Below are 20,605 nucleotides of genomic sequence, written 5' to 3' on the forward strand. Positions count from 1 at the left end.
TCGCTTTTTTACATTTAAATGATATAATATTTAGAGTATTTACAAACTTCTTGTAATAACAAAAGGGGGAACAATCATGATTCAAACTAAGGATATCATCGAACTTACAGACACATACGGGGCAAATAACTATCACCCACTTCCAATCGTTATTTCTAAAGCAGAAGGCGTTTGGGTAGAAGATCCTGAAGGAAACCGCTATATGGACTTATTAAGTGCATATTCGGCAGTAAACCAAGGTCATCGTCACCCAAAAATTATTAACGCTTTAATTGACCAAGCTAATCGTGTTACGTTAACTTCTCGTGCTTTCCATAGCGATCAATTAGGTCCTTGGTACGAAAAAGTTGCGAAACTAACTAATAAAGAAATGGTACTTCCAATGAATACAGGTGCAGAAGCTGTTGAAACTGCAATTAAAACAGCTCGCCGCTGGGCTTATGATGTGAAGAAAGTAGAAGCAAATCGTGCTGAAATTATCGTTTGTGAAGATAACTTCCACGGGCGTACGATGGGTGCTGTTTCTATGTCTTCAAACGAAGAGTACAAGCGTGGATTCGGTCCAATGCTTCCTGGCATCGTTGTAATTCCTTACGGTGATTTAGAAGCGTTAAAAGCTGCTATTACACCAAACACAGCTGCATTCATTTTAGAGCCAATCCAAGGTGAAGCAGGGATTAACATCCCACCAGCTGGTTTCTTAAAAGAAGCTCTTGAAGTATGTAAAAAAGAAAACGTTTTATTCGTAGCAGATGAAATCCAAACTGGCTTAGGCCGTACTGGTAAAGTATTTGCTTGTGACTGGGACGGTGTAACTCCTGACATGTACATACTTGGTAAAGCACTTGGCGGCGGCGTATTCCCAATCTCTTGCGTTGCAGCAAACCGCGACATTTTAGGGGTATTTGAGCCAGGTTCTCACGGTTCTACATTCGGTGGTAATCCACTTGCATGTGCTGTTTCTATCGCAGCTCTTGAAGTGTTAGAAGAAGAAAAATTAACAGAGCGTTCTCTTCAATTAGGTGGAAAATTAGTTGGACAATTAAAAGAAATCGATAACCCAATGATTACTGAAGTTCGCGGTAAAGGTTTATTTATCGGTATCGAATTAAACGAGCCAGCTCGCCCTTACTGTGAACAACTAAAAGCAGCTGGACTGTTATGTAAAGAAACACACGAAAACGTAATTCGTATCGCACCACCTCTAGTAATCTCTGAAGAAGATTTAGAGTGGGCATTCCAAAAAATTAAAGCTGTATTATCGTAATAATAGAGAGGTTGTCCTACATGTTGGGACAACCTCTTTCATTTTATATTGATTTATACTAAAATAAAATTGTAATTTTCTGTATTTCAAATTCATAAAGGAGGTGCGATATGTTATTAAGATACGGCAAACATATTAACTATTTAGCTACAACTTTTCTTTTAGTTACATTCTTTGGCTTCCTACTTTCCGTAACATCGCTTAGTCACTACTCAACTCCCACTACATTCACACTACTGAAAGCATCATTTTGGACTACTGTTATTCTTACTATCATTGGTTTTGGACGCGAAAAAAGCGCACTTACGGTTATACTATTTGGCATTTGTACACTTGCAGTCATTGGTCTTTACACTTTTTCCGTTATCGATTACCTCTATCACCCAAGACCATAGAAAAGAGCTATCTATTAATAAGATAGCTCTTTTCTTCACTTCACTACATTTCGCAAAGTACCAATTCCTTCTACTGTAATAACTACTTCATCACCGGCATGCAAAAACTTCGGTGGTGTGAAACCTTTTCCAACACCAGCCGGGGTTCCTGTTGCGATAATATCTCCTGGTTCTAATGTCATTCCTTTACTTATCGTTGAAATGATCTCTTCTATTGAAAAAATCATTTTATTTGTATTTGAAGTTTGTCTTACTTCCCCATTTACTACCGTTTCAATGTGTAACGCATTTGGCGCACTAATCATCGATTTATGAATTAAATACGGTCCCATCGGACAAAATGTATCGAAACTTTTTCCAAGGAAAAATTGTTTATGCTTTCTTTGAATGTCGCGAGCAGTTATATCATTTATAATGGTATAACCAAAAATATGCTCAAGTGCTTTTTCTTTTTTTATTTGTTTCCCTCGCTTACCAATGATGATAGCTAGTTCTCCTTCATAGTCTAGTTCATTCGTTGCGTGGGGATGACTATTAATTTTTTCATCCATTCCAATAACTGTCGTTGGTGCTTTCGTAAAGATCATTATATTTTCTAGAATTGACTCTACTCCACCCATTTCTATCGCATGCTCACGATAATTTTTTCCAACGCACAAAATATTCTTCCTTGGCCTTGGAATTGGTGCTAATATTTTCACCTCAGTTAACGGGTAATACACCGTTCCTTCATTTTCCTTCGCCCAATTGACAATTTCACACATTTTTTCAACACATTCGGTTCCTCTTTCAATACACTCTAACATTGTAATAGGGATTGTAACTTTTTCTCCCTTTTGCCTTTGCGCTTCTCTTAAGTGCAATACATTTTCTTCCTCTTCATCCACAATACCTACAAATACCTTTTCATCTTTTTTCGCCGTTACCAAACGCAATATTTCCACTCTCCATCCTAAAACTCATACACTTTAATTGTATTCGCATCCGTAAGAAAAAAACCTTCTCATACACGCTAATTTTTACAATATTCTTCTCATATCCGATTCGTTACTCCTTTATCATTTGGCATAAAATGTAGAAATTTTACTTTTTTTAGCGAATGCATTTCTTTTTTATGTTTTTTTTGTATAATATGTACTACATATATACTAAAAATTTCATTTAGAGATGGAGCCGATTTCAATGTTTGAGCAAGCGATTGAAAAAAAACGTGAAAAAATGATTTATTTTGCTGAACGCTACGGAATGACTTCTCAAAAAACAGTGGATTGTAGCCAAGAACTGGACAGGCTCTTAAATGCAATTTGGCATGTACATACGGATTTTCACCCTAATCAAACACTCGACACACACACACACAATAACGTGTGTGTTTCTTTTATTTCAAAAAAACACACATTTTATTAAAAACGCCCATACAATAGTAGAAAAGAAAATTTTAAAAACGAAAGGTGTTTTGTATGCCAGCTATGGTCGGACATATTCGTATCGTTAATATTGGATCAAGTGGTATTTTTCATATTGGAGATGTATTTGCGATTAGACCTATTAGTTATTCACGCGCTTTCGCGGGGGCCGGCTCTTTTAACGTTGGAGATAACGTTTCTGTCTATAATTATCAAAGCGCAACGACTGTTAATGATTCAGATGTCGTTGATCAAGCGATAATTGGTTCAACTTAAAGGGGGGCGATTGTATTGAATTTTTATGTAAACCAAAGCATCATCATTAACAGTATTAAAATTGATAGCATTACAACCTCTTCTGTATTCCAAATTGGTACTGCCGGAAGTATTAAAGCCCTATCTAAATTCTCAAATACTGGCGGATTTACAGAACCCCTTCGCCCATTACAGGCAAAAGGACAAATTATTTCTATCAAACCATCAACTAGTTCTTCTTAAGACATCCTTGTCATAAATATATAGTAGGAATATATTTACCCTCCCTATTGAAAAGGAGGTTTCACAAATGAATCAAGATATATATACTTACTTACACCAACTTCAACAAGCTCTTCAAGCCCAACAAGCGACCATTCTTAACTTAGAAGATCAAGTTCGTCAATTACAAGAAGAGCTTAATGAATTAAAAAGTCGCCCCTCCTCTTCTATAGGAAAAGTGGAATATAAATTCGATCAATTAAAAGTAGAAAATTTAAATGGCACTTTAAATATTGGATTAAATCCATTTTCAACAAAAGGACAACAAATTGAGGATTTTCAAGTTGACACGGAAACTTTGAAGGTCAATCCTGAAACAGATACAAACCCAGACTTTTACCAAGGTATCCTTCAGGAAATGCATCGTTACTTAGATGAAGAAGCATATAATCGAATTCTCCATTTTGAACAAGAAGAGAGAACGCCGCTCGATGAAATGTATCGACAAATGATGGTTGACGACATAAAGAAACAGATGGAGCATAGACTTCCTTATTATTTATCACAAGCACAATCACATGAAGGGATTTCAACAGATCCAGATTATTTACGAGATATCATTATTCAAGCTATGAAACATGATATCGACAAAGCCTTCCTCTCTTTTATTCAACACATACCGGGCAATTTCCGAAAGGAGTAAGTATGTATGAACCTTAACGTTGTAAACCGCGAGTTCAAAGTCGGACAGATTAAAATGAACGGTGTATCGTCGTCCGCACTCTTTTTAATTGGGGATGCAAATTTCCTCATTCTATCTTCTATTCTTGATACGCCGTTTGAAACCGTTACAGAGGGTCCATTTGTGCCATTAGTAACAGATGTCCCTCCTACTCCAGGTTAAGGAGACTGAGAAATTATGTTACATCACGTGTCTATTGTCCAAAATGTTTCTATTGTTTCGTTAGGGATTGCTGCCGTATTTCAAGTTGGGGATGCAAATCAAATGGAATTAAAAAGTAGAGCTCTTGCCGTTCACCGGGAATTCCCTTGTTATATAAAAGACGAAGGTCGCTTAGATGCATTTGAAATCTTTACAGATGAATACATTACAATCCCGAAACGAACGACAGATGTAAAATTAAACATTATAAATGAGTGTCCTTTTATTGAAGTGAATAACGTTGAATTGCGCACACTTTTAAACTCTGGTGGATTTCAAATTGGAAATGTTGATTATGTTTTTAATAACTCTCGTATTATGCAAATTCGCCAATATATTACAGATGAACCTTCCGCACAATAATTCATATAGTAATTACAAAGTTTAGTAAAGTAGGTGGATGGTATGCCTTCTGTTGTTGGAAATCTCGTCGTGCAAAACAGTAATGGTTCTTTCAATTTAGGGGATTTTTATAACGTTTCTCCGAAAGAAAATACGAAAGCTTATAATGGATCTGGAGCTTCCAATGTTGGATTTGTCGTGAATACGTTTAACGGTGTTAGTGCAACAAATACGTTTGATTCTGATGTGGCGGATCAAGACCAGATTGGAACAGCGTAAAAAAAGTAGGAGAATATCTCCTACTTTTTCTTTTATTTAAATGATAACCCGCTCTCCTCCAAAGCCTTTCTAAGCTTTGGCAAAGATGCTGGTCCCATACCATGTAGTTTTAAAATTTCTTTCTCACTATACTTCGAGAGTTCTTCTACAGTATGAATTCCATGATGTTCTAGTGCCCTTCTGGCTGGTGCTGAAAGAAGAGCGAGAAAACCTTCTTTCGGCGCTCTCTCGTTCTCACAGTTTGGGCAAGTTGGACAATCGCTACTTTTGTAGTATTCATGTCCTTTTTCACACGTTCTTAACGTTTTTTCCGTTGCCATTTTCAAGTTCCTCTATTCTTCGATTTTTACAACATGATTGCCATCAAAGAAGTATAAACATTTCTCTTTCACAGGGTGTTGTAAGCTTTTCTCGAGCGCTTTTGCATATAACGAAAGTTGTACTTTATATCGCTCTTCTAAAATTGGTTTCGCTTGATCAAATCCACCTGGGAATTTTCCTGCAATCGTATCCGTTTTGAAGTCGATTAACGTAATACCGTCTTCCTCTTCGATCATGCAGTCGATAACCCCTTGGACAAGAATGGATTCCCCGCTCTTCCCTTGCCAATCTTGATATGCTTCTTCTGCTGCAAGCATCATCGTAAATGGTACTTCACGCTCAACACTTTTCGCCGCTAATACCCTTTTACCTAGGTCACTATCAAAGAATGAAATTACTTTTTCAATCGCAATTTCTTCCGCCTGCTCGAATGTTAATAATTCTTTATTTACCATTCCAGCAATTTGCTCCCGAATCACTTCTTCTGTAATCGGCTTCTTCAAATCAACATGCTGCATAACGGCATGTACTGCTGTTCCGCGCTCTGCATATGTTAATCCCTTTTTCTCCATAAAACGAGGACGTGTTTGAATTGGTGCACGTAATTTTTTAATAAAGGCATTATCGCTACCTTCTTCAGATTGATAATTTCTCTTTATTTCTGTAACAGATTGCTTCGCACGATGAGATGTCGCTTCCTCATATCCGTACTTCCACATTAATCTATCGTACACCTCTTCTTTCCGTTCACTCTGCAGGGGAACGGCCTTTTTCTCACGAAGTGCTTCTAACAATTCTTGTTTCTCTTCTTGAACCGGTTCTGGCGCGAGTAACGTGTTACCGTCAACAACTTCTACTTTCCAGCTAGTGTCATACCCATAAATTTCATCTGGAACACTTCCTTGTCCTAATTCAAGAAGTATTTCACTATCACGGTGCCTATATAATGAAGGTGCAATCCAGTCTAAGTAGCAAGACGCTCCGGCACGTATATGATCTGGTAATAACCATTCACTATACTCCCTCGCATCAAGCCATTTTTCCATTTCTTTATTTGCATCCTTAACTGTTCCAATTAAAATTAACTTCTCTTTTGCACGTGTTAACGCCACGTATAATACGCGCATTTCTTCCGCAATTAATTCCATTTTCATTTTACGCTTAATCGCAAGTTGCGATAATGTCGTATATTTAATTCGTTTACGTGGATCAATAAATTGTGAACCGAAACCGAAGTCTTTATGCAGTAAGAAACGTTTCATTAAGTCTTGTGTATTAAAGCGGCGACCTAGTCCAGCTACAAATACGACTGGGAACTCAAGTCCTTTACTTTTATGAATTGTCATAATGCGAACGACATCTTCTTGTTCACCTAAAGCTCTCGCCGTACCCATATCATCACCGCGTTCTAAAATACGCTCAATAAAACGCAAGAAGCGGAATAATCCTCTAAACGACGTTGCTTCATATTGTCTTGCGCGGTCATATAGTACACGCAAGTTTGCTTGCCTTTGCTTTCCAGCTGGTAAACCGCCAACGAAATCGTAATAACCTGTCTCACCGTATACTTTCCAAATTAAATCAGAAAGTGACTGTTGGCGTGCAAATTCACGCCATCCTTGCAGTAAGTTATAGAACCACTCTAATTTATCATGTAGTTCTTTTTCTTCTTCAAGCGGTGCCCCTTTTAAGAATGAGCTCATTACTTCATAAAACGATCCTTTCTTCCCATGAGTACGAAGCGTTGCAAGTTCTTCATCATTTAATCCAACGATTGGGGAACGAAGTACTGCTGCAAGCGGAATATCTTGCATCGGATTATCGATAACGCGGAATACGTTCATCATAATATTTACTTCTGTCGCTTCAAAGTAACCAGTCGCAAGATCAGCGTATACTGGAATTCCTTGCAATTTTAACTCTTCCATAATTTGCGGCGCCCACGGCATGGAGCGAAGCAAAATAACGAAGTCGCGGTATTGTACAGGACGCATACTATCCGTTTTACGATCATACACTTCATAACCTGAATCAACCATCGCTTTAATGCGCTGCGCCATAAGGCGAGCTTCAAGCTGTGCCTTTTCTACTTCCGCGCCTTCTTCACCGTCTATTACCTCTTCTTCCGTTTGCTGAATGCATAGTAGTTCAGCCGCTACATCTTCACCTTCTGGATAGGTAGCACCTAGCTTTAATTCAGCGTCAGCATCGTAATCGATTTCCCCAACTTCTTCGCCCATAATTTGTTTGAAGATAAAGTTCGTACCTGCTAACACTTCATGACGACTACGGAAGTTTTTCGCTAGGTCAATCTTCATTCCGCCGCCTAATCCTTCTTGCGTGAAACGTTTATACTTCCCTAAGAATAATCCTGGTTCTGCTAGTCGGAAACGATAAATTGACTGTTTTACGTCACCTACCATAAACAAGTTTCCTTCACTCTCAGAATCTTTCGTTACGAATTTAATAATCGATTCTTGTACGAAGTTCGTATCTTGATATTCATCGACTAATACTTCAGCAAATTTATTGCGATATTGAAGCGCTACTGCTGATGGCTTCATTTCACCATTTTCACTTTGTTCACTTAAAATTTGTAAACAGAAATGCTCTAAATCTGTGAAATCGACCATTCCTTTATCTCGCTTCATCGTTTGGAAACGTTCTGTAAATACTTTTACGAGCTGAACAAGCTTTTCTAATACAGGATGCATATCTTGAAAATCTCGTAAGAAACTTTCAGGCTTACGGCTAAATAGCTCTTCTTGTAATTTTTTCACTTCATCTTTCGCTTTATTACGAAGAGAGTCTACTTGTTTTACAACATCCTCGTTGTAATCACTTTTCTTAATACGCTTTAACGTTTGCCACGATACGTTTTGCATCGCTTCATACACGCTTGTCCACGATTCACGAGCAGCTGATGATAACGTTCCAAGTAAAACTAAATCTGCTTGCAGGGTTTCAACGCGAGGCGCTGGACCGTCAGGAAGCATTGCGAGCTCTGTCGCTTTACGAATATGCTGTTCCGCTGTTTCAAGCTGGAATTTCACATCTTCTAATAAGTAAGAAGCGTACACTAAATCTTCAATTGTCTTTCCTTCGACGTCATATGCTTCTACTAATTTATCGAGCCATTTTTCCGGATTTGGATGCGCTCTTGATTCTGTATGAAGCGCTAAAATCATACGTTGTAAATCATCGTCACTACGGTCACTCGTATAACGATCAACGAGTTCAAAGAATATTGTATTATCTTCTATCCCATACTCTTCTTCTAATATGTCATCTAGCACTTCTTCTTTTAACAATTCATTTTCGGTTTGATTCGCAATGCGGAAACGAGGATCAACATCAAGCATGTAATAATATCCTCTAATAACTTGTAAACAAAATGAATGGATCGTTGAAATGGAAGCTTTATTTAATAAGCTCAGCTGCTTTCGGATGTGCTGAGAGCCAGGCTCATCAATTAATACTTTTTCTAATGCTTCCCCAATTCTGTTTTTCATCTCTTGCGCCGCTGCATTCGTAAATGTTACAACGAGCAGGCGGTCGACATCGACTGGGTTTTCTTCATTAATAATCTTTTTAATAATACGTTCAACTAATACTGCTGTTTTCCCTGATCCTGCTGCTGCCGCGACTAAAATATCACGTCCGTTCACTACAACCGCTTTCCACTGGTCATCTGTCCACTGACTACCTTCTGGTTTTTTAGGCCAATTTTCTATCATTCTCCGCCAACCTCCTCTCTAATTTTCTCCATCGCTTCGCTATCTTTCATATCTTTTAGCGTACGGAATTGGTTATCTTCAAGTGATTCATCGAACTGACAAACCGATTTGAAGTTACAAAACGTACACGCCGCTTTATTTCCTTTTTTGTAAGGGGCAATATCGATCACACCTTCTGTAATGTCTTTTCCGATATTTTCAAACGTATGGTGTACATATTTTTGCAGGACGTTAAACTCTTGTTCACTTGCAATACTTGAACGCGCACTAAAGCTACCGTCTTTTTTCAGACCAGCAGAAATAATATCAGAGCTTCCTGTTGAAAGTTTATTATCCATTAAACGAACAACGTCAGCATCTCCTAATACGAGACCTTTCATTTTGAATTTCTTTAAAATTTCCTTTTCAATTTCTGCTTCAGATGCATCACCTTTCACCTCAACAATTGGGTTATGAATGTGGAAATACAATACACCCGCTGGTGATGCTGTACCGCCTTTTTTCATCCACGTATGTGCATTTGAAGTAACAACATCTAAATACGTTAACATTTGAAGTGCCAATCCGTAATACACTTCCGTTAAGTCTAACGCTTTTGAGCTTGATTTATAGTCAATAATACGTAGGAATGTTCCATTTTCATCTTCTGCCTTATCAACACGGTCAATACGGCCAACTACTTCCATCTTTACACCATTAGGTAACGAGAATTCCATTGGCGGAAGTGATCCTGTACCGCCCATACCAAATGGCACTTCTAAATCCACTGGTACGAAACCGCTAGACTTCGCATGTTCACGAAGAATGATTGACGTACGGAAAATGATTTGTTGTAGTTTTTGTTTTAAATAGAAATGACGGTTTGAACTTAATAAAATTTGTCTTTGTAATAACGGTGCAATCTCTTCTATTACTACAGCAGAAAGATGCTCACACTCTTTTATTGATAAATCCGCCCAAGTACGATTTTCACGTAATAGCCTATCTGCAATTCTCTTCAGCGCTGCATGGAAGAGCTCTCCGATATCTGGCGCATCCAGTTTGAAAATATCACGCTCTCTTAACGATAAACCGTGCTGCGCAAAATGAGCATACGCACAACGGTTAAATAATTCCATACGAGAAACGCTTCCTTTTATTTTATCTCCGTATAAATCTCTACTTACAGCTGTACTTAGCTTTTGCGCACGATTTCGGTAGAATAAGCTTGATAATACGCGGCTACTTTTTTGCTTCCATTCATCTGAAGTAACGTAGAAATTATATACATCCCACCAAAAGTCTAAGTTGCCTTCAAATCCATATCGCTTCCACGTTTGAAGTTGCTGCATAACATATGACAACGTTACTTCTGGTGTTGCTACATATGAAATTTGTTCCGAACGTGATAAATCATTTACGTCGTTCGTAATAAATGTATCTTTCACATCAGGGAACATTCTTTTTATTTTCTTAATAAAGCTAGAAGCAAGTAACGTCTTTCCTTCCTCATCTGCAAGCGGGCATGAAATGTATAATTTCTCAGTTGCTCTCGTTACCATTTGGTACATAACAAACTGTTCTTCTAATAAAGTTTGTCTCGTCGTTGGTGCGAGTTCAATACCTGCAGCGCTAAGAACATCTCTTTCTTCATCAGAAAGCATACCTTCATCCATCGGTGCTGCTGGAATCACACCTTCATTCACTCCAATGACGAATGTTGCTTTCACATTTGATAATCTAGAACGATCAATATTCGCAATTAACACTTGGTCTAATGACGGCGGAATGTTTGCGAATTGAAGCGCCTCAAGACCTGTCGACATAACGTCTGTGAACATAGAAAGTGACATTTTTTCTTCGCCAAGCATCTCAACGAACGTATCAAGAAGACTCATTACTTCTTCCCATACTTGTTCATGATCTGTCGCAAATAAGAAATCTCCGCTCTCTTCTGCACGAATACGTAATGCTTCTAATTTTTTCGGAACGTCAAGCTCTTCTAAAAATAAGTAAACAGCTTCGCACATTTGCATAACCGTTCCCGCACGCTTCAGTCTTTTTTGCATACGAATAACAGGCGTTCTTACAACGTCACGTAATCGATTTATTTTCTCTTCCATTTCACGTTCACTGTCTGTAATCATCCCGTTCGTATCGTCAAGAGAACGATAGCGGCGATACATCCACGGATCTTCAGAAGTCCATCTTTTCCCTTGTACACCGTATGCTAAACAGTAGTTTTCAAACTCATCCATCTCTTCGCGCATCGTTTCTTTTCTTACGTCTAATGGATATAAAAGCTCTGTTTTCACGCAGCGAAATACTGCATCATAACGCCAATTCCCGCTAATAATCTCGAGTGCAGAACGAATGCATTCTACTAACGGATGATGTGACATCGGGCGTTTTTCATCGATAAAGTGCGGGATATTATAATCTGTAAATAGAGTCCGCATTACATCGTAATAACTTTCTCCGTTACGAAGAAGAACTGCAATATCTCGGTAACGATAGTCTTCATCAGCCACAAGTCTACGAATTTCACGAGCAACGCCTTCTACTTCAGCTCGTAAATTCGCGGCTGTATGAATCGTTACACTTGCTTCCCCGTTAAATTTCTCATTCGGACGCGCTTCATAATGAGCTTCTAAATGCGCTAATGCTGGAGAATGAAAACGCGGTTGTTCCATAAGCGGAATCGTTTTTTCAATTTCTATTTTCTCTTCACGCGCTACTTGTTTTATTTTTTCATACGTTAACGTCGTTTCATAAAATAAATCTAGTTCATTTACTGGTTGCGCTAACGTTTTTTCATCTATCGTTAACGTAATTGTCACTCTCGCACCGCAAATCATAAGATGTCTTACAATTTCTAGTTCTTGCGGTGAAAACGAATGGAAGCCATCTATATAAATTTCAGCTCCCTTTACATATTCAGACTGCGGAAGCTTTTCCACTAGCAATTGCAGATAGTCTTCTGAATCTAAGTACTTTCCGATTAAAGCACGTTCAAAATCATCATATAATAGTTGTAAATCATACACTTTATTCGCCAGTAACTTTTGTTCGGCACTGCTACTATGCGCATCTAATTGTTGCCACATTTCATATACGTTTGATGGCGTCACGTTATATCGTTTAAACTCCGCAATCATACTGCCAAGATGTTCAAAGAAACCATTTTGCTCCGCTGCTTTTTGGAATACCGATAATCCATCTTTACGAGACTCTACAATTTTACGAAGTAACATATGTACACCCGCTTCATCAATGTGAAGACGACTCGCTCCGCCAACTTCTTGCAATACTTTCCACGCTAATCGTGAAAAACTAAAAACTTGTGCCCGAATAGAACCTCTAACATCCTCACTACCAATTAACGCCTGCTGCGTTTGGAATGTCATCTGTTCTGGCACAAGATATAATATTGTTTCCCCTCTTGGACGCTGCTTTAACTCTTCTTGCACTTCGTGTAAACAAAGTGTACTTTTTCCACTTCCCGCTCTACCAATCACAAATCGAAGTGACATGTAACCCCACCTTTCACTTACATAACGAACGTTAGTTTGCTACTATAATTGTATTATAGGACACGAAAAAAGACAAACGGAGTAGTTTGTCTTTTTCTATACTTCTACCTATTATATCAACCTTTTGAAAAATTCGTTTGCACCTCTTGAATTGGCCAATATCGTAAATCAACTTTACCGACAACTGTATCAGCTTTTACAAAACCAAAATGTCTACTATCCCAGCTCCCGAGGCGGTTATCACCTACTACAAAAATATATCCAGGTGGCACCGTTTTTTCCTTCGTTAACTCTTCTAGCGTAAAGTCACCTGTTAGTTGTCGTCCATTTATCTCTTTCTTATATTTCTCTAGATAAGGTTCATCCACGAATTGTCCGTTTATATATAGTTTATCATGCTTATATTCAATATGATCCCCAGGTAAACCGATAATTCGTTTTACGTAGTCCTCTTTTTTATTCGCATGAAACACAACAACATCAAACCTATTCAAGTCCCCCACTTGATAACTCACCTTATTTACAACGAGCATATTGCCATCTTGCAATGTCGGCATCATTGACTTCCCCTCTACAACATACGTTGAAAAGAAAAACGTTCGAAAAAATACAGCTAATAATACACCAATTAAAATTGTTCGTATCCACTCTATGCCTTCTTTTTTCAAAGTTTTCTTCATCCGCTTCTCCCCTTATCCTTTAATAATGAAGCTTTCCTTTACAAAGAAGACTATTCTTAATGCAGTTCTAACTTTACTTCAATTTTCTTACCGACATACCATAAAATAAAAATACCAATCGCTACAATGACTGATTTCACCGGATTATGAATAAATGACATTAAATCATGACCGATATACGTTAAAATAAAAATCATCACAAGCTTTCCGAACGCGAGCGCAAGGCCAAACTGTTTTACACTAATGCGTGATAGACCAGCGACAACATTTATAAGCGCAGACGGTGTAAACGGAAAACAAAAGATGACGAAAATCGGCGCGAACCCTTTCCTTTCAATCCATCCCATTGCCTTTCGTACTTTCTCATGCTTATTCACAAAAGAAAAGAAACGACTTCGGCCAAAATGGCGGATTATGAAAAAAACAAGTAAGGCACCCATTACTGATCCAAGCCAAGAATAAAGAAAACCGAGCCAAAATCCAAATGCAACAGCATTCGCCAGTACAAATACGATAAGTGGCAATGCTGGAATTAGCGCCTCTATCATCGGTAACCCAATACCAAGAAGTGGTCCGAACGCTTTATAGCTTTCAACAATATGATCCATATTTTCTGGTGAAAAATACTCTTTGATTGTCTGAAAATCCATTCTACACTTTACCCCTTTACTCTAAGTACTACCTCTACTGTATCATTGCCTATATGAAAGAGGAAATGGTAGATACGACATATGGAGATGTAATTATTAAGTTTCCATATCTTTCATGAGAATTCCTTCATTATTATGCTATGATAATCTATCAATATTCGACAGGACGTGTCGTGAACTTGGTTATTTAGGAAATGGATTTTTTTTGCATTTGCGATTTCTCCAATATATCCACTTACTAAGAAATAAAAAGGATGGGGGTTCCCCATCCTTTCACACCTCTTCTTCTTTCACAAAATACACACTCTCATATGCTGGTTTTAATCTAGATTCTTCATTTTTATCAACCTCTTTAAAACAAGGATTCCCTTGTTTTTTCCTACGATCTTCATACTCCGTTCGCAATTTCGCAGTACGATTTTGTTGATTTTCAAAGCTAGTTTTCGATATCTCTAACTTCACCGCAAAGCCATTTATAAATCGGATAATAAGGTTTCCATCTTTTAATTCTTTATTGCTTTCAATATAAAAATGAGATAACCACGCGCACTCTTTTCTAGAATACGAATAGGTAGGGAAAAAATAAAGTTGATCGGTCGGACTAATCGCAATTGGTGCTTTATGTGTAATGTGAGTTAACTCTTTCGTTCCTTCTTTTCTGCCTAAGAAACTAGAACCATGCTTGCGACAACTTCTTTCTATAATATCTAGAGGTTTTTGAAATACGAAAAAAGAGTCTTGCACTTCAACAACTCGCGTAACAATTTTCTTTTCACTGAGAATTACAGGAAGTAAGGCCATTGTATTTTTATTTACAACATAGTTTTCGACGTAGCGTTCTACTTTACTTTCCATATTCCACTATCTCCTTTTTTCTATTTATATTAGCAGCTGCATGTATAATTTTAGCATCTATGAAAAGGAAATGGCTTACAGATTCCGCTTTTTTACAATACTTTATTATTTGTCAAATACCTTTTAAATTATAAAATAAAAATATATTGTTTTTATAATAATAAACCTATACAAAATCTATTTATACTACCTATAAATATTTACAACTACTTCCTCATTTCGCATCATTAAGACAATTAACTTTGCTATAATTAAAATAAAAATCCAATATATGGAGGTCCACTATGAAAGAAAAAGAAATGCAACCAACGATTCACATGAAAAATAGCAGCATTGTGATCGTGAACAACTCAGCTAGCATTATATTCGCTTTATTTTTCATTCTATTATTTTTTGTAAAGCCTTTTCGTAAATCGAAATGCTCTGAATGTAAGAAACGCGAGAAGAAAAAAGTTGAAAAAGAAGAGTAAAAGGCTTTCTATTTTGGAAAGCCTTTTGCTCTTCTTCCTATTTTCTTCCGGGTATCCTTGTATCCCCTTTTTAATATTACTACATACAAAAAACATGATTAAAAATGATCCACTACGTTAAAAAGTACTTGTACGTGTTACCCATTTTTATTAAGAACTTCACCTTTATACATCACTAGCAACTTTTTAACTCGTTAAATCTGCAATATAAGTTTTGTATATAATTCCACTTCAAAACACAAAATATGTAAGTGATTATTTATGATTACATTCGTTTTTTATCTAATTCCAAAAAGGAGCTGTATAATATGGAGAAAAAAAGTCTATTAAGCCAACAGATTAATAGCGTCCCATCAGATGCTCTGAATACCCCTAGTAAGGAGCAAGAACAAATGTTAGAAACATCATCTCAAGACGAACAAAATTCTAACAACAATGCTAACAAAAAAGATGATATTCAAAGCCTATATGGCGCAGATTTACCCATTTCAGATATAGACAGAACAACAAATAAAGTGAAACTTTAATCAGTGGGGGTTTTGTTCATCCCCACTGATTATCAGCCCTCACCAATCGGACTTTTACGGACAGTTGATCCCCCACCTAACTTCTTTGCTTCCACTGAATTTTGAGGTGGGGGATCTTACTGCCCGTTAAAGCGGGATAAAAAATGAATTGCAAAGAAAAAATTAAGAACAAATAAAGTTTTACTTTCTCGTTTAGAAAGTAAAACTTTATTCAGCCCTCAATAATTGAGCGTTAACAAGCAGTTGGTCTCCCGTCGAATTTTAAGATGGAAAGACTTTCTCCACAACAAAAAAAGGATGGCAGCAGCCATCCTTTTTTCCATAATAAACTATAAAATTATAGTTTGATTACGTTTTTAGCTTGAGGTCCACGGTTGCCATCTTCGATTTCGAAGCTAACTTTTTGACCTTCTTCTAGAGATTTGAAACCGTCAGTTTCGATTGCAGAGAAATGTACGAATACATCGTTTTCGCCTGGAACTTCGATGAAACCGAAGCCTTTTTCGTTGTTAAACCATTTTACTTGTCCTGTTACTGCCATAATTATTTCCTCCTAAGAAAATACATTTTTTTAAATTTTTAGTTTTCCTATCTAAAAAAAGAATCCACACATTATCAAATACGAAACATAAACTAGTTCTCACATACTTTTTCTCGTTCGTTTCCAGCACTTGATAATATATGGATTGCTTAATTTAACTATTCAACTGACATTATCATAGCACATTAAAATAAAATGTACAATCTTTTTTGAAAATAACTGACAAATTAAATCACGTATGCAATTATCAATATCTTATTTGAATAAAAATAAACAAATTTTTCGAATGCCACTATATTCCTTTTTCTAAGTGTTAAAATGTAATCTGACAGCACTTACTGGAGGGGATGAAATGTCAAACTACGCCAACGAAGAAAAACTAACTGGTGGAAACGTATCAAACGTATATCGTTCTAAAAATACTGTTCGGAGAGAATTAAAGCCAGGCAGTTCAAAAATCCATACATTATTACAACACTTAGAAAAGAAAGGGTTTCATCATGCTCCAAAATTTTTAGGTATAGATGAGAAAAATAGAGAGATTTTATCTTTTATTGAAGGAGAAGCCGGAAATTATCCTTTAAAAGAATATATGCGATCTAATGATGCGTTAAAAGAAATAGCAAAGATGCTTCGTCTTTATCATGATGCTGTAAGTGATTTTCCGTTATTAGATGATTGGAAACCGATGGATCATACCCCAAATAACATTGAAGTTTTATGCCATAACGATTTTGCTATATATAACATTATTTTTAATGAAGAGAAACCAGTAGGCATTATTGATTTCGATGTTGCTGCTCCTGGACCAAGAATTTGGGATATAGCTTATACACTGTATACTTGTGTGCCTTTAAGTAGAGTGTATTATACAGAATCAGGCGAAGCAATTCATTATGAATCGGCACAACATGCTGACTCTATAAAAGAAAGAGTGAAATTATTTGTCCAGTCCTACGGTAAAAGTATGGACGAAGATTACTTAGGAATGGTGTTACTACGATTAGAAGCGTTATGTACATATATGAAAAGAAAAGCAAACGAAGGCGACGTAAATTTCAAAAGAATGATTGATGAAGGACATCTGGAGCATTATGAAAAAGATATGAAGTTTATTCGTGATCATGGAGCTGAGTGGATTTGATCATATCGTCGTTTTTTGTCGGTAGGTCGATATCCTTTGTCGAATCGTCGATATATTTTTATTTACTCTCGAATCGTGCGAAAAATAATAAGAGGCACCCTTCAAAAAGGGGCCCCTTCCTTTTATTTCGTAAATTGTGCTTCTTCTGTAGATCCTTTTAATGCTGTCGTTGATGAAGTACCACCTGTAATTACCTGTGCTACTTCATCAAAGTAACCTGTTCCTACTTCTCGTTGATGGCGAGTTGCAGAGTAGCCGTGTTTTTCTGCTGCGAATTCTGCTTGTTGTAGTTCAGAGTATGCTGCCATGCCGCGCTCTTTATAGCCGCGTGCTAATTCGAACATGCCGTAGTTTAATGAGTGGAATCCAGCAAGTGTTACAAACTGGAACTTATAACCGTAAGATGCGATTTCTTTTTGGAAGCTCGCAATTGTTTTCTCATCTAGTTTTTGTTTCCAGTTAAATGAAGGTGAACAATTGTATGCAAGCAATTTCCCTGGATGCTCTTTATGAATTGCGTCCGCAAATCGTTTTGCATCTTCTAAATTTGGTTCAGATGTTTCACACCAAACGAGGTCTGCATAAGGAGCGTATGCTAAACCACGTGCAATCGCTTGATCAAGACCTGCTTTCGTACGGTAAAATCCTTCTGGTGTTCTTTCTCCTGTAATAAACGCTTTATCAACAGGATCGATATCGCTCGTAATTAAATCAGCTGCATCCGCATCTGTTCTTGCAACGATAATTGTCGGCACTCCCATTACGTCTGCAGCAAGGCGTGCCGAAATTAAATTACGTACCGCTGTTTGCGTTGGTAGTAATACTTTTCCGCCCAAATGACCGCATTTTTTCTCTGAAGATAATTGATCTTCAAAGTGTACGCCAGATGCGCCTGCTTCAATCATACCTTTCATCAGCTCAAATACGTTTAATTGTCCGCCAAATCCAGCTTCTGCATCTGCTACAATTGGTACGAAATAATCTGTATCACCGCTTCCTTCCATATGCTGAATTTGATCCGCACGTTGAAGCGTTTGATTAATTCGTTTTACTACAGCAGGTACGCTGTTTGCTGGATATAAACTTTGGTCTGGATACATATGTCCAGAAAGGTTTGCATCTGCTGCTACTTGCCATCCACTTAAATAAATTGCTTTTAACCCAGCTTTTACTTGTTGCATCGCTTGGTTTCCTGTTAATGCACCAAGTGCATTAATGTAATCTTCCGTATGAAGCGACGCCCACAGCTTTTCAGCACCGCGGCGCGCTAACGTATGTTCAATATCAATTGACCCGCGCAGGCGAATTACATCTTCTGCCGAATATGGACGTGTGATCCCTTTCCAGCGCGTATCTAACTCCCAGCTCTCTTGTAATTTCTCGATTCTTTCGTTTTTCATTTGTTCCATCCCCTTTTCACTTTTTATAAAATTTCATAACCCGGTAATGTTAAAAATGGTACGAATTCATCATTCCGAACGAGATTTGTAAATAACGTTGTCGCCTCTTGGAATCTCCCTTTCTTAAAGTCTTCTTTACCAATCTCTTTTTCTATTTTTGCTAACTCTTCTTCTTTTAGCTCTTCCATTAATTCAAGTGTAATATTACGGCCATCATTTAATTTTCCACCTTCATGGCGAATCCATTGCCATACTTGTGCCCTAGAAATTTCCGCTGTTGCTGCATCTTCCATTAAGTTATAAATTGGTGCTGCTCCCCGTCCGCTTAACCAAGATGCGATATATTGAATACCTACGCTAATATTCATACGAAGACCCTCTTCTGTAATCGTTCCCACTGGTACTTCTAATAAATCCTTTTCTGTAACATGTATTTCTTCACGTTTTCTAAAAATTTGATTCGGCGTTTTCATAATGTGATTAAATACTTCCATCGCGACTGGTACAAGTCCCGGGTGGGCAACCCAAGTCCCGTCATGACCGTCTAAAGCTTCGCGCTCCTTATCCGCACGTACTTTTTCAAAAGCTGCTTCATTTGCTTCTGGATTGTTTTTAATTGGAATTTGTGCTGCCATTCCTCCAATAGCTGGTGCATTACGACGATGACACGTTTGAATGACTTTCAAAGAATACGCACGCATAAACGGCGCCATCATCGTGACTTGCGCTCTATCTGGAAGTAAAAATTCATTATGATTACGGAAACCCTTTAGAAAACTAAAAATATAATCCCATCTTCCGCAATTTAATCCAGCAGAATGATCTTTAAGTTCATACAAAATTTCATCCATTTCAAACGAAGCGTGAATCGTTTCCAATAATACTGTTGCTTTAATCGTTCCGTTTGGAATACCGATATATTTTTGAGCAAATACGAAAACATCATTCCATAACCTTGCTTCTAAATGGCTTTCCATTTTCGGTAAGTAAAAGTATGGACCGCTTCCTTTTGCTAAAAGAGCTTTCGCATTATGGAAAAAATAAAGTCCAAAATCTACTAAGCTACCAGACATATTCTTTCCGTCAACTTGCATATGTTTTTCTTCTAAATGCCATCCTCTTGGACGCACAATTAATACTGCTGTTTTACTATTTAAACGATATTCTTTTCCGTTTTCATTTTTATGTGAAATCGTTCCCTTTACTGCATCTCGTAAGTTTATTTGACCTTCAATCGCATTTTCCCAAGTTGGTGAATTCGAATCTTCAAAATCCGCCATAAAAAGATTTGCTCCTGAATTTAAAGCATTAATAACCATCTTTCTATCTACTGGGCCAGTAATCTCTACGCGGCGATCCTCTAAATCTTTTGGCAATTTAGCAATTGTCCAATCAGCTTCACGTATGTGCTTCGTTTCTTCTAAAAACTTCGGAAACTCCCCTGCATCAATTCTCTTTTGTTTCTCCGCACGCTTTTGTAAAAGTTCTATGCGGCGCTCATTGAAATTTCCATGTAGTTCCTTCAAAAAACTAAGCGCCTCAGGTGTCAATATTTCGTTGTACGCTGGCAACATTTCTCCGGGCAATGTAACCCGTGAAGTTTGCGTCGACATATTAGCATCCCCTTTTTAAACTGTTTTATAACAGATTTGATTTTAT

Annotated in this window: 21 protein-coding genes and 1 pseudogene; 12 read left to right on the forward strand and 10 right to left on the reverse strand. The window is 37.4% G+C overall.

The window, feature by feature from the left end:
- The first annotated feature begins 76 nt into the window (after positions 1 to 76).
- Both rocD and QCI73_RS21385 read left to right on the forward strand, forming a co-directional pair.
- Positions 77 to 1,267 carry an ornithine aminotransferase gene (rocD, locus tag QCI73_RS21380; protein ID WP_353823688.1) on the forward strand — a complete coding sequence of 397 codons (1,191 nt, stop codon included), beginning with the start codon at positions 77 to 79 and terminating at the stop codon, positions 1,265 to 1,267.
- Between the two features lie 110 nt (positions 1,268 to 1,377).
- On the forward strand, positions 1,378 to 1,662 hold the full coding sequence (locus QCI73_RS21385) for a hypothetical protein (RefSeq protein ID WP_000926868.1): 285 nt from the start codon (positions 1,378 to 1,380) through the stop codon (positions 1,660 to 1,662).
- Positions 1,663 to 1,697: 35 nt separating this feature from the next.
- Here QCI73_RS21385 and QCI73_RS21390 read toward each other — a convergent pair whose 3' ends face one another.
- Entirely contained in the window at positions 1,698 to 2,597 is a 900-nt protein-coding gene (locus QCI73_RS21390) for a fumarylacetoacetate hydrolase family protein (RefSeq protein WP_353823689.1), read from the reverse strand.
- Positions 2,598 to 2,844: 247 nt separating this feature from the next.
- On the opposite strand from QCI73_RS21390, the pseudogene QCI73_RS21395 reads away from it, so the two are divergent.
- The 7 genes and pseudogenes from QCI73_RS21395 to gerPF all read left to right on the forward strand — a co-directional run.
- Positions 2,845 to 3,018 (forward strand): annotated as a pseudogene (locus QCI73_RS21395) (aspartyl-phosphate phosphatase Spo0E family protein); the annotation flags it as partial.
- Positions 3,019 to 3,122: 104 nt separating this feature from the next.
- Positions 3,123 to 3,344, forward strand: a complete 222-nt coding sequence (gene gerPA / locus QCI73_RS21400) for a spore germination protein GerPA (protein WP_001111188.1) — start codon at positions 3,123 to 3,125, stop codon at positions 3,342 to 3,344.
- Between the two features lie 15 nt (positions 3,345 to 3,359).
- Entirely contained in the window at positions 3,360 to 3,566 is a 207-nt protein-coding gene (gene gerPB / locus QCI73_RS21405; protein ID WP_001012508.1) for a spore germination protein GerPB, read from the forward strand.
- Positions 3,567 to 3,633: 67 nt separating this feature from the next.
- The gene (gene gerPC / locus QCI73_RS21410; protein ID WP_001070747.1) at positions 3,634 to 4,248 is read left to right on the forward strand and encodes a spore germination protein GerPC; all 615 of its coding nucleotides are present in this window, start codon (positions 3,634 to 3,636) and stop codon (positions 4,246 to 4,248) included.
- A 6-nt stretch (positions 4,249 to 4,254) separates the two neighbouring features.
- Positions 4,255 to 4,449, forward strand: a complete 195-nt coding sequence (gerPD, locus tag QCI73_RS21415; protein ID WP_001052802.1) for a spore germination protein GerPD — start codon at positions 4,255 to 4,257, stop codon at positions 4,447 to 4,449.
- A gap of 15 nt (positions 4,450 to 4,464) precedes the next feature.
- A complete protein-coding gene (locus QCI73_RS21420; protein ID WP_000902334.1) occupies positions 4,465 to 4,851 on the forward strand; it encodes a spore germination protein GerPE in 387 nt (128 codons plus the stop codon).
- A 42-nt stretch (positions 4,852 to 4,893) separates the two neighbouring features.
- Positions 4,894 to 5,109 (forward strand): spore germination protein GerPF, encoded by a 216-nt coding sequence (gerPF, locus tag QCI73_RS21425; RefSeq protein WP_001141566.1) that lies wholly within the window; start codon positions 4,894 to 4,896, stop codon positions 5,107 to 5,109.
- Between the two features lie 32 nt (positions 5,110 to 5,141).
- On the opposite strand, the gene QCI73_RS21430 is transcribed toward gerPF, so the two are convergent.
- The 6 genes from QCI73_RS21430 to QCI73_RS21455 all read right to left on the reverse strand — a co-directional run bounded on the left by QCI73_RS21430 (position 5,142) and on the right by QCI73_RS21455 (position 14,864).
- On the reverse strand, positions 5,142 to 5,429 hold the full coding sequence (locus QCI73_RS21430; RefSeq protein ID WP_327923503.1) for an RNA polymerase alpha subunit C-terminal domain-containing protein: 288 nt from the start codon (positions 5,427 to 5,429) through the stop codon (positions 5,142 to 5,144).
- Between the two features lie 12 nt (positions 5,430 to 5,441).
- Entirely contained in the window at positions 5,442 to 9,167 is a 3,726-nt protein-coding gene (gene addA / locus QCI73_RS21435) for a helicase-exonuclease AddAB subunit AddA (RefSeq protein ID WP_353823690.1), read from the reverse strand.
- Positions 9,164 to 12,679: a helicase-exonuclease AddAB subunit AddB gene (gene addB, locus QCI73_RS21440; protein WP_353823691.1), complete on the reverse strand. Its 3,516-nt coding sequence runs from the start codon at positions 12,677 to 12,679 to the stop codon at positions 9,164 to 9,166. Before addB ends, addA begins: the two co-directional genes overlap by 4 nt.
- Before the next feature lie 116 nt (positions 12,680 to 12,795).
- Positions 12,796 to 13,359 carry a signal peptidase I gene (gene lepB, locus QCI73_RS21445; protein ID WP_000751900.1) on the reverse strand — a complete coding sequence of 188 codons (564 nt, stop codon included), beginning with the start codon at positions 13,357 to 13,359 and terminating at the stop codon, positions 12,796 to 12,798.
- Between the two features lie 56 nt (positions 13,360 to 13,415).
- Positions 13,416 to 14,009: a TVP38/TMEM64 family protein gene (locus tag QCI73_RS21450; protein WP_000347516.1), complete on the reverse strand. Its 594-nt coding sequence runs from the start codon at positions 14,007 to 14,009 to the stop codon at positions 13,416 to 13,418.
- A gap of 273 nt (positions 14,010 to 14,282) precedes the next feature.
- Positions 14,283 to 14,864, reverse strand: coding sequence for a competence protein ComK (locus QCI73_RS21455; protein ID WP_070805468.1), 582 nt, complete (start codon positions 14,862 to 14,864; stop codon positions 14,283 to 14,285).
- A gap of 284 nt (positions 14,865 to 15,148) precedes the next feature.
- Between QCI73_RS21455 and QCI73_RS21460 the strand changes: the two genes are divergently transcribed.
- A complete protein-coding gene (locus QCI73_RS21460) occupies positions 15,149 to 15,334 on the forward strand; it encodes a hypothetical protein (RefSeq protein ID WP_262726312.1) in 186 nt (61 codons plus the stop codon).
- 308 nt (positions 15,335 to 15,642) lie between these two features.
- Positions 15,643 to 15,861, forward strand: a complete 219-nt coding sequence (locus QCI73_RS21465) for a hypothetical protein (RefSeq protein WP_353823692.1) — start codon at positions 15,643 to 15,645, stop codon at positions 15,859 to 15,861.
- 337 nt (positions 15,862 to 16,198) lie between these two features.
- On the opposite strand, the gene cspA is transcribed toward QCI73_RS21465, so the two are convergent.
- Positions 16,199 to 16,402, reverse strand: coding sequence for an RNA chaperone/antiterminator CspA (cspA, locus tag QCI73_RS21470; RefSeq protein WP_000301518.1), 204 nt, complete (start codon positions 16,400 to 16,402; stop codon positions 16,199 to 16,201).
- A 352-nt stretch (positions 16,403 to 16,754) separates the two neighbouring features.
- Here cspA and QCI73_RS21475 point away from each other — a divergent pair, with 352 nt between their 5' ends.
- The gene (locus tag QCI73_RS21475; protein WP_242262748.1) at positions 16,755 to 17,546 is read left to right on the forward strand and encodes a phosphotransferase; all 792 of its coding nucleotides are present in this window, start codon (positions 16,755 to 16,757) and stop codon (positions 17,544 to 17,546) included.
- A gap of 122 nt (positions 17,547 to 17,668) precedes the next feature.
- On the opposite strand, the gene aceA is transcribed toward QCI73_RS21475, so the two are convergent.
- Both aceA and aceB read right to left on the reverse strand, forming a co-directional pair.
- Complete coding sequence (gene aceA / locus QCI73_RS21480) at positions 17,669 to 18,946, reverse strand: isocitrate lyase (protein WP_000787354.1); 1,278 nt, start codon at positions 18,944 to 18,946, stop codon at positions 17,669 to 17,671.
- 23 nt (positions 18,947 to 18,969) lie between these two features.
- Positions 18,970 to 20,559, reverse strand: a complete 1,590-nt coding sequence (aceB, locus tag QCI73_RS21485) for a malate synthase A (RefSeq protein WP_353823693.1) — start codon at positions 20,557 to 20,559, stop codon at positions 18,970 to 18,972.
- Positions 20,560 to 20,605 lie beyond the last annotated feature (46 nt).

Origin of the sequence: Bacillus cereus group sp. MG16 (assembly GCF_040459875.1) — a bacterium.
Classification (GTDB): domain Bacteria; phylum Bacillota; class Bacilli; order Bacillales; family Bacillaceae_G; genus Bacillus_A; species Bacillus_A paranthracis.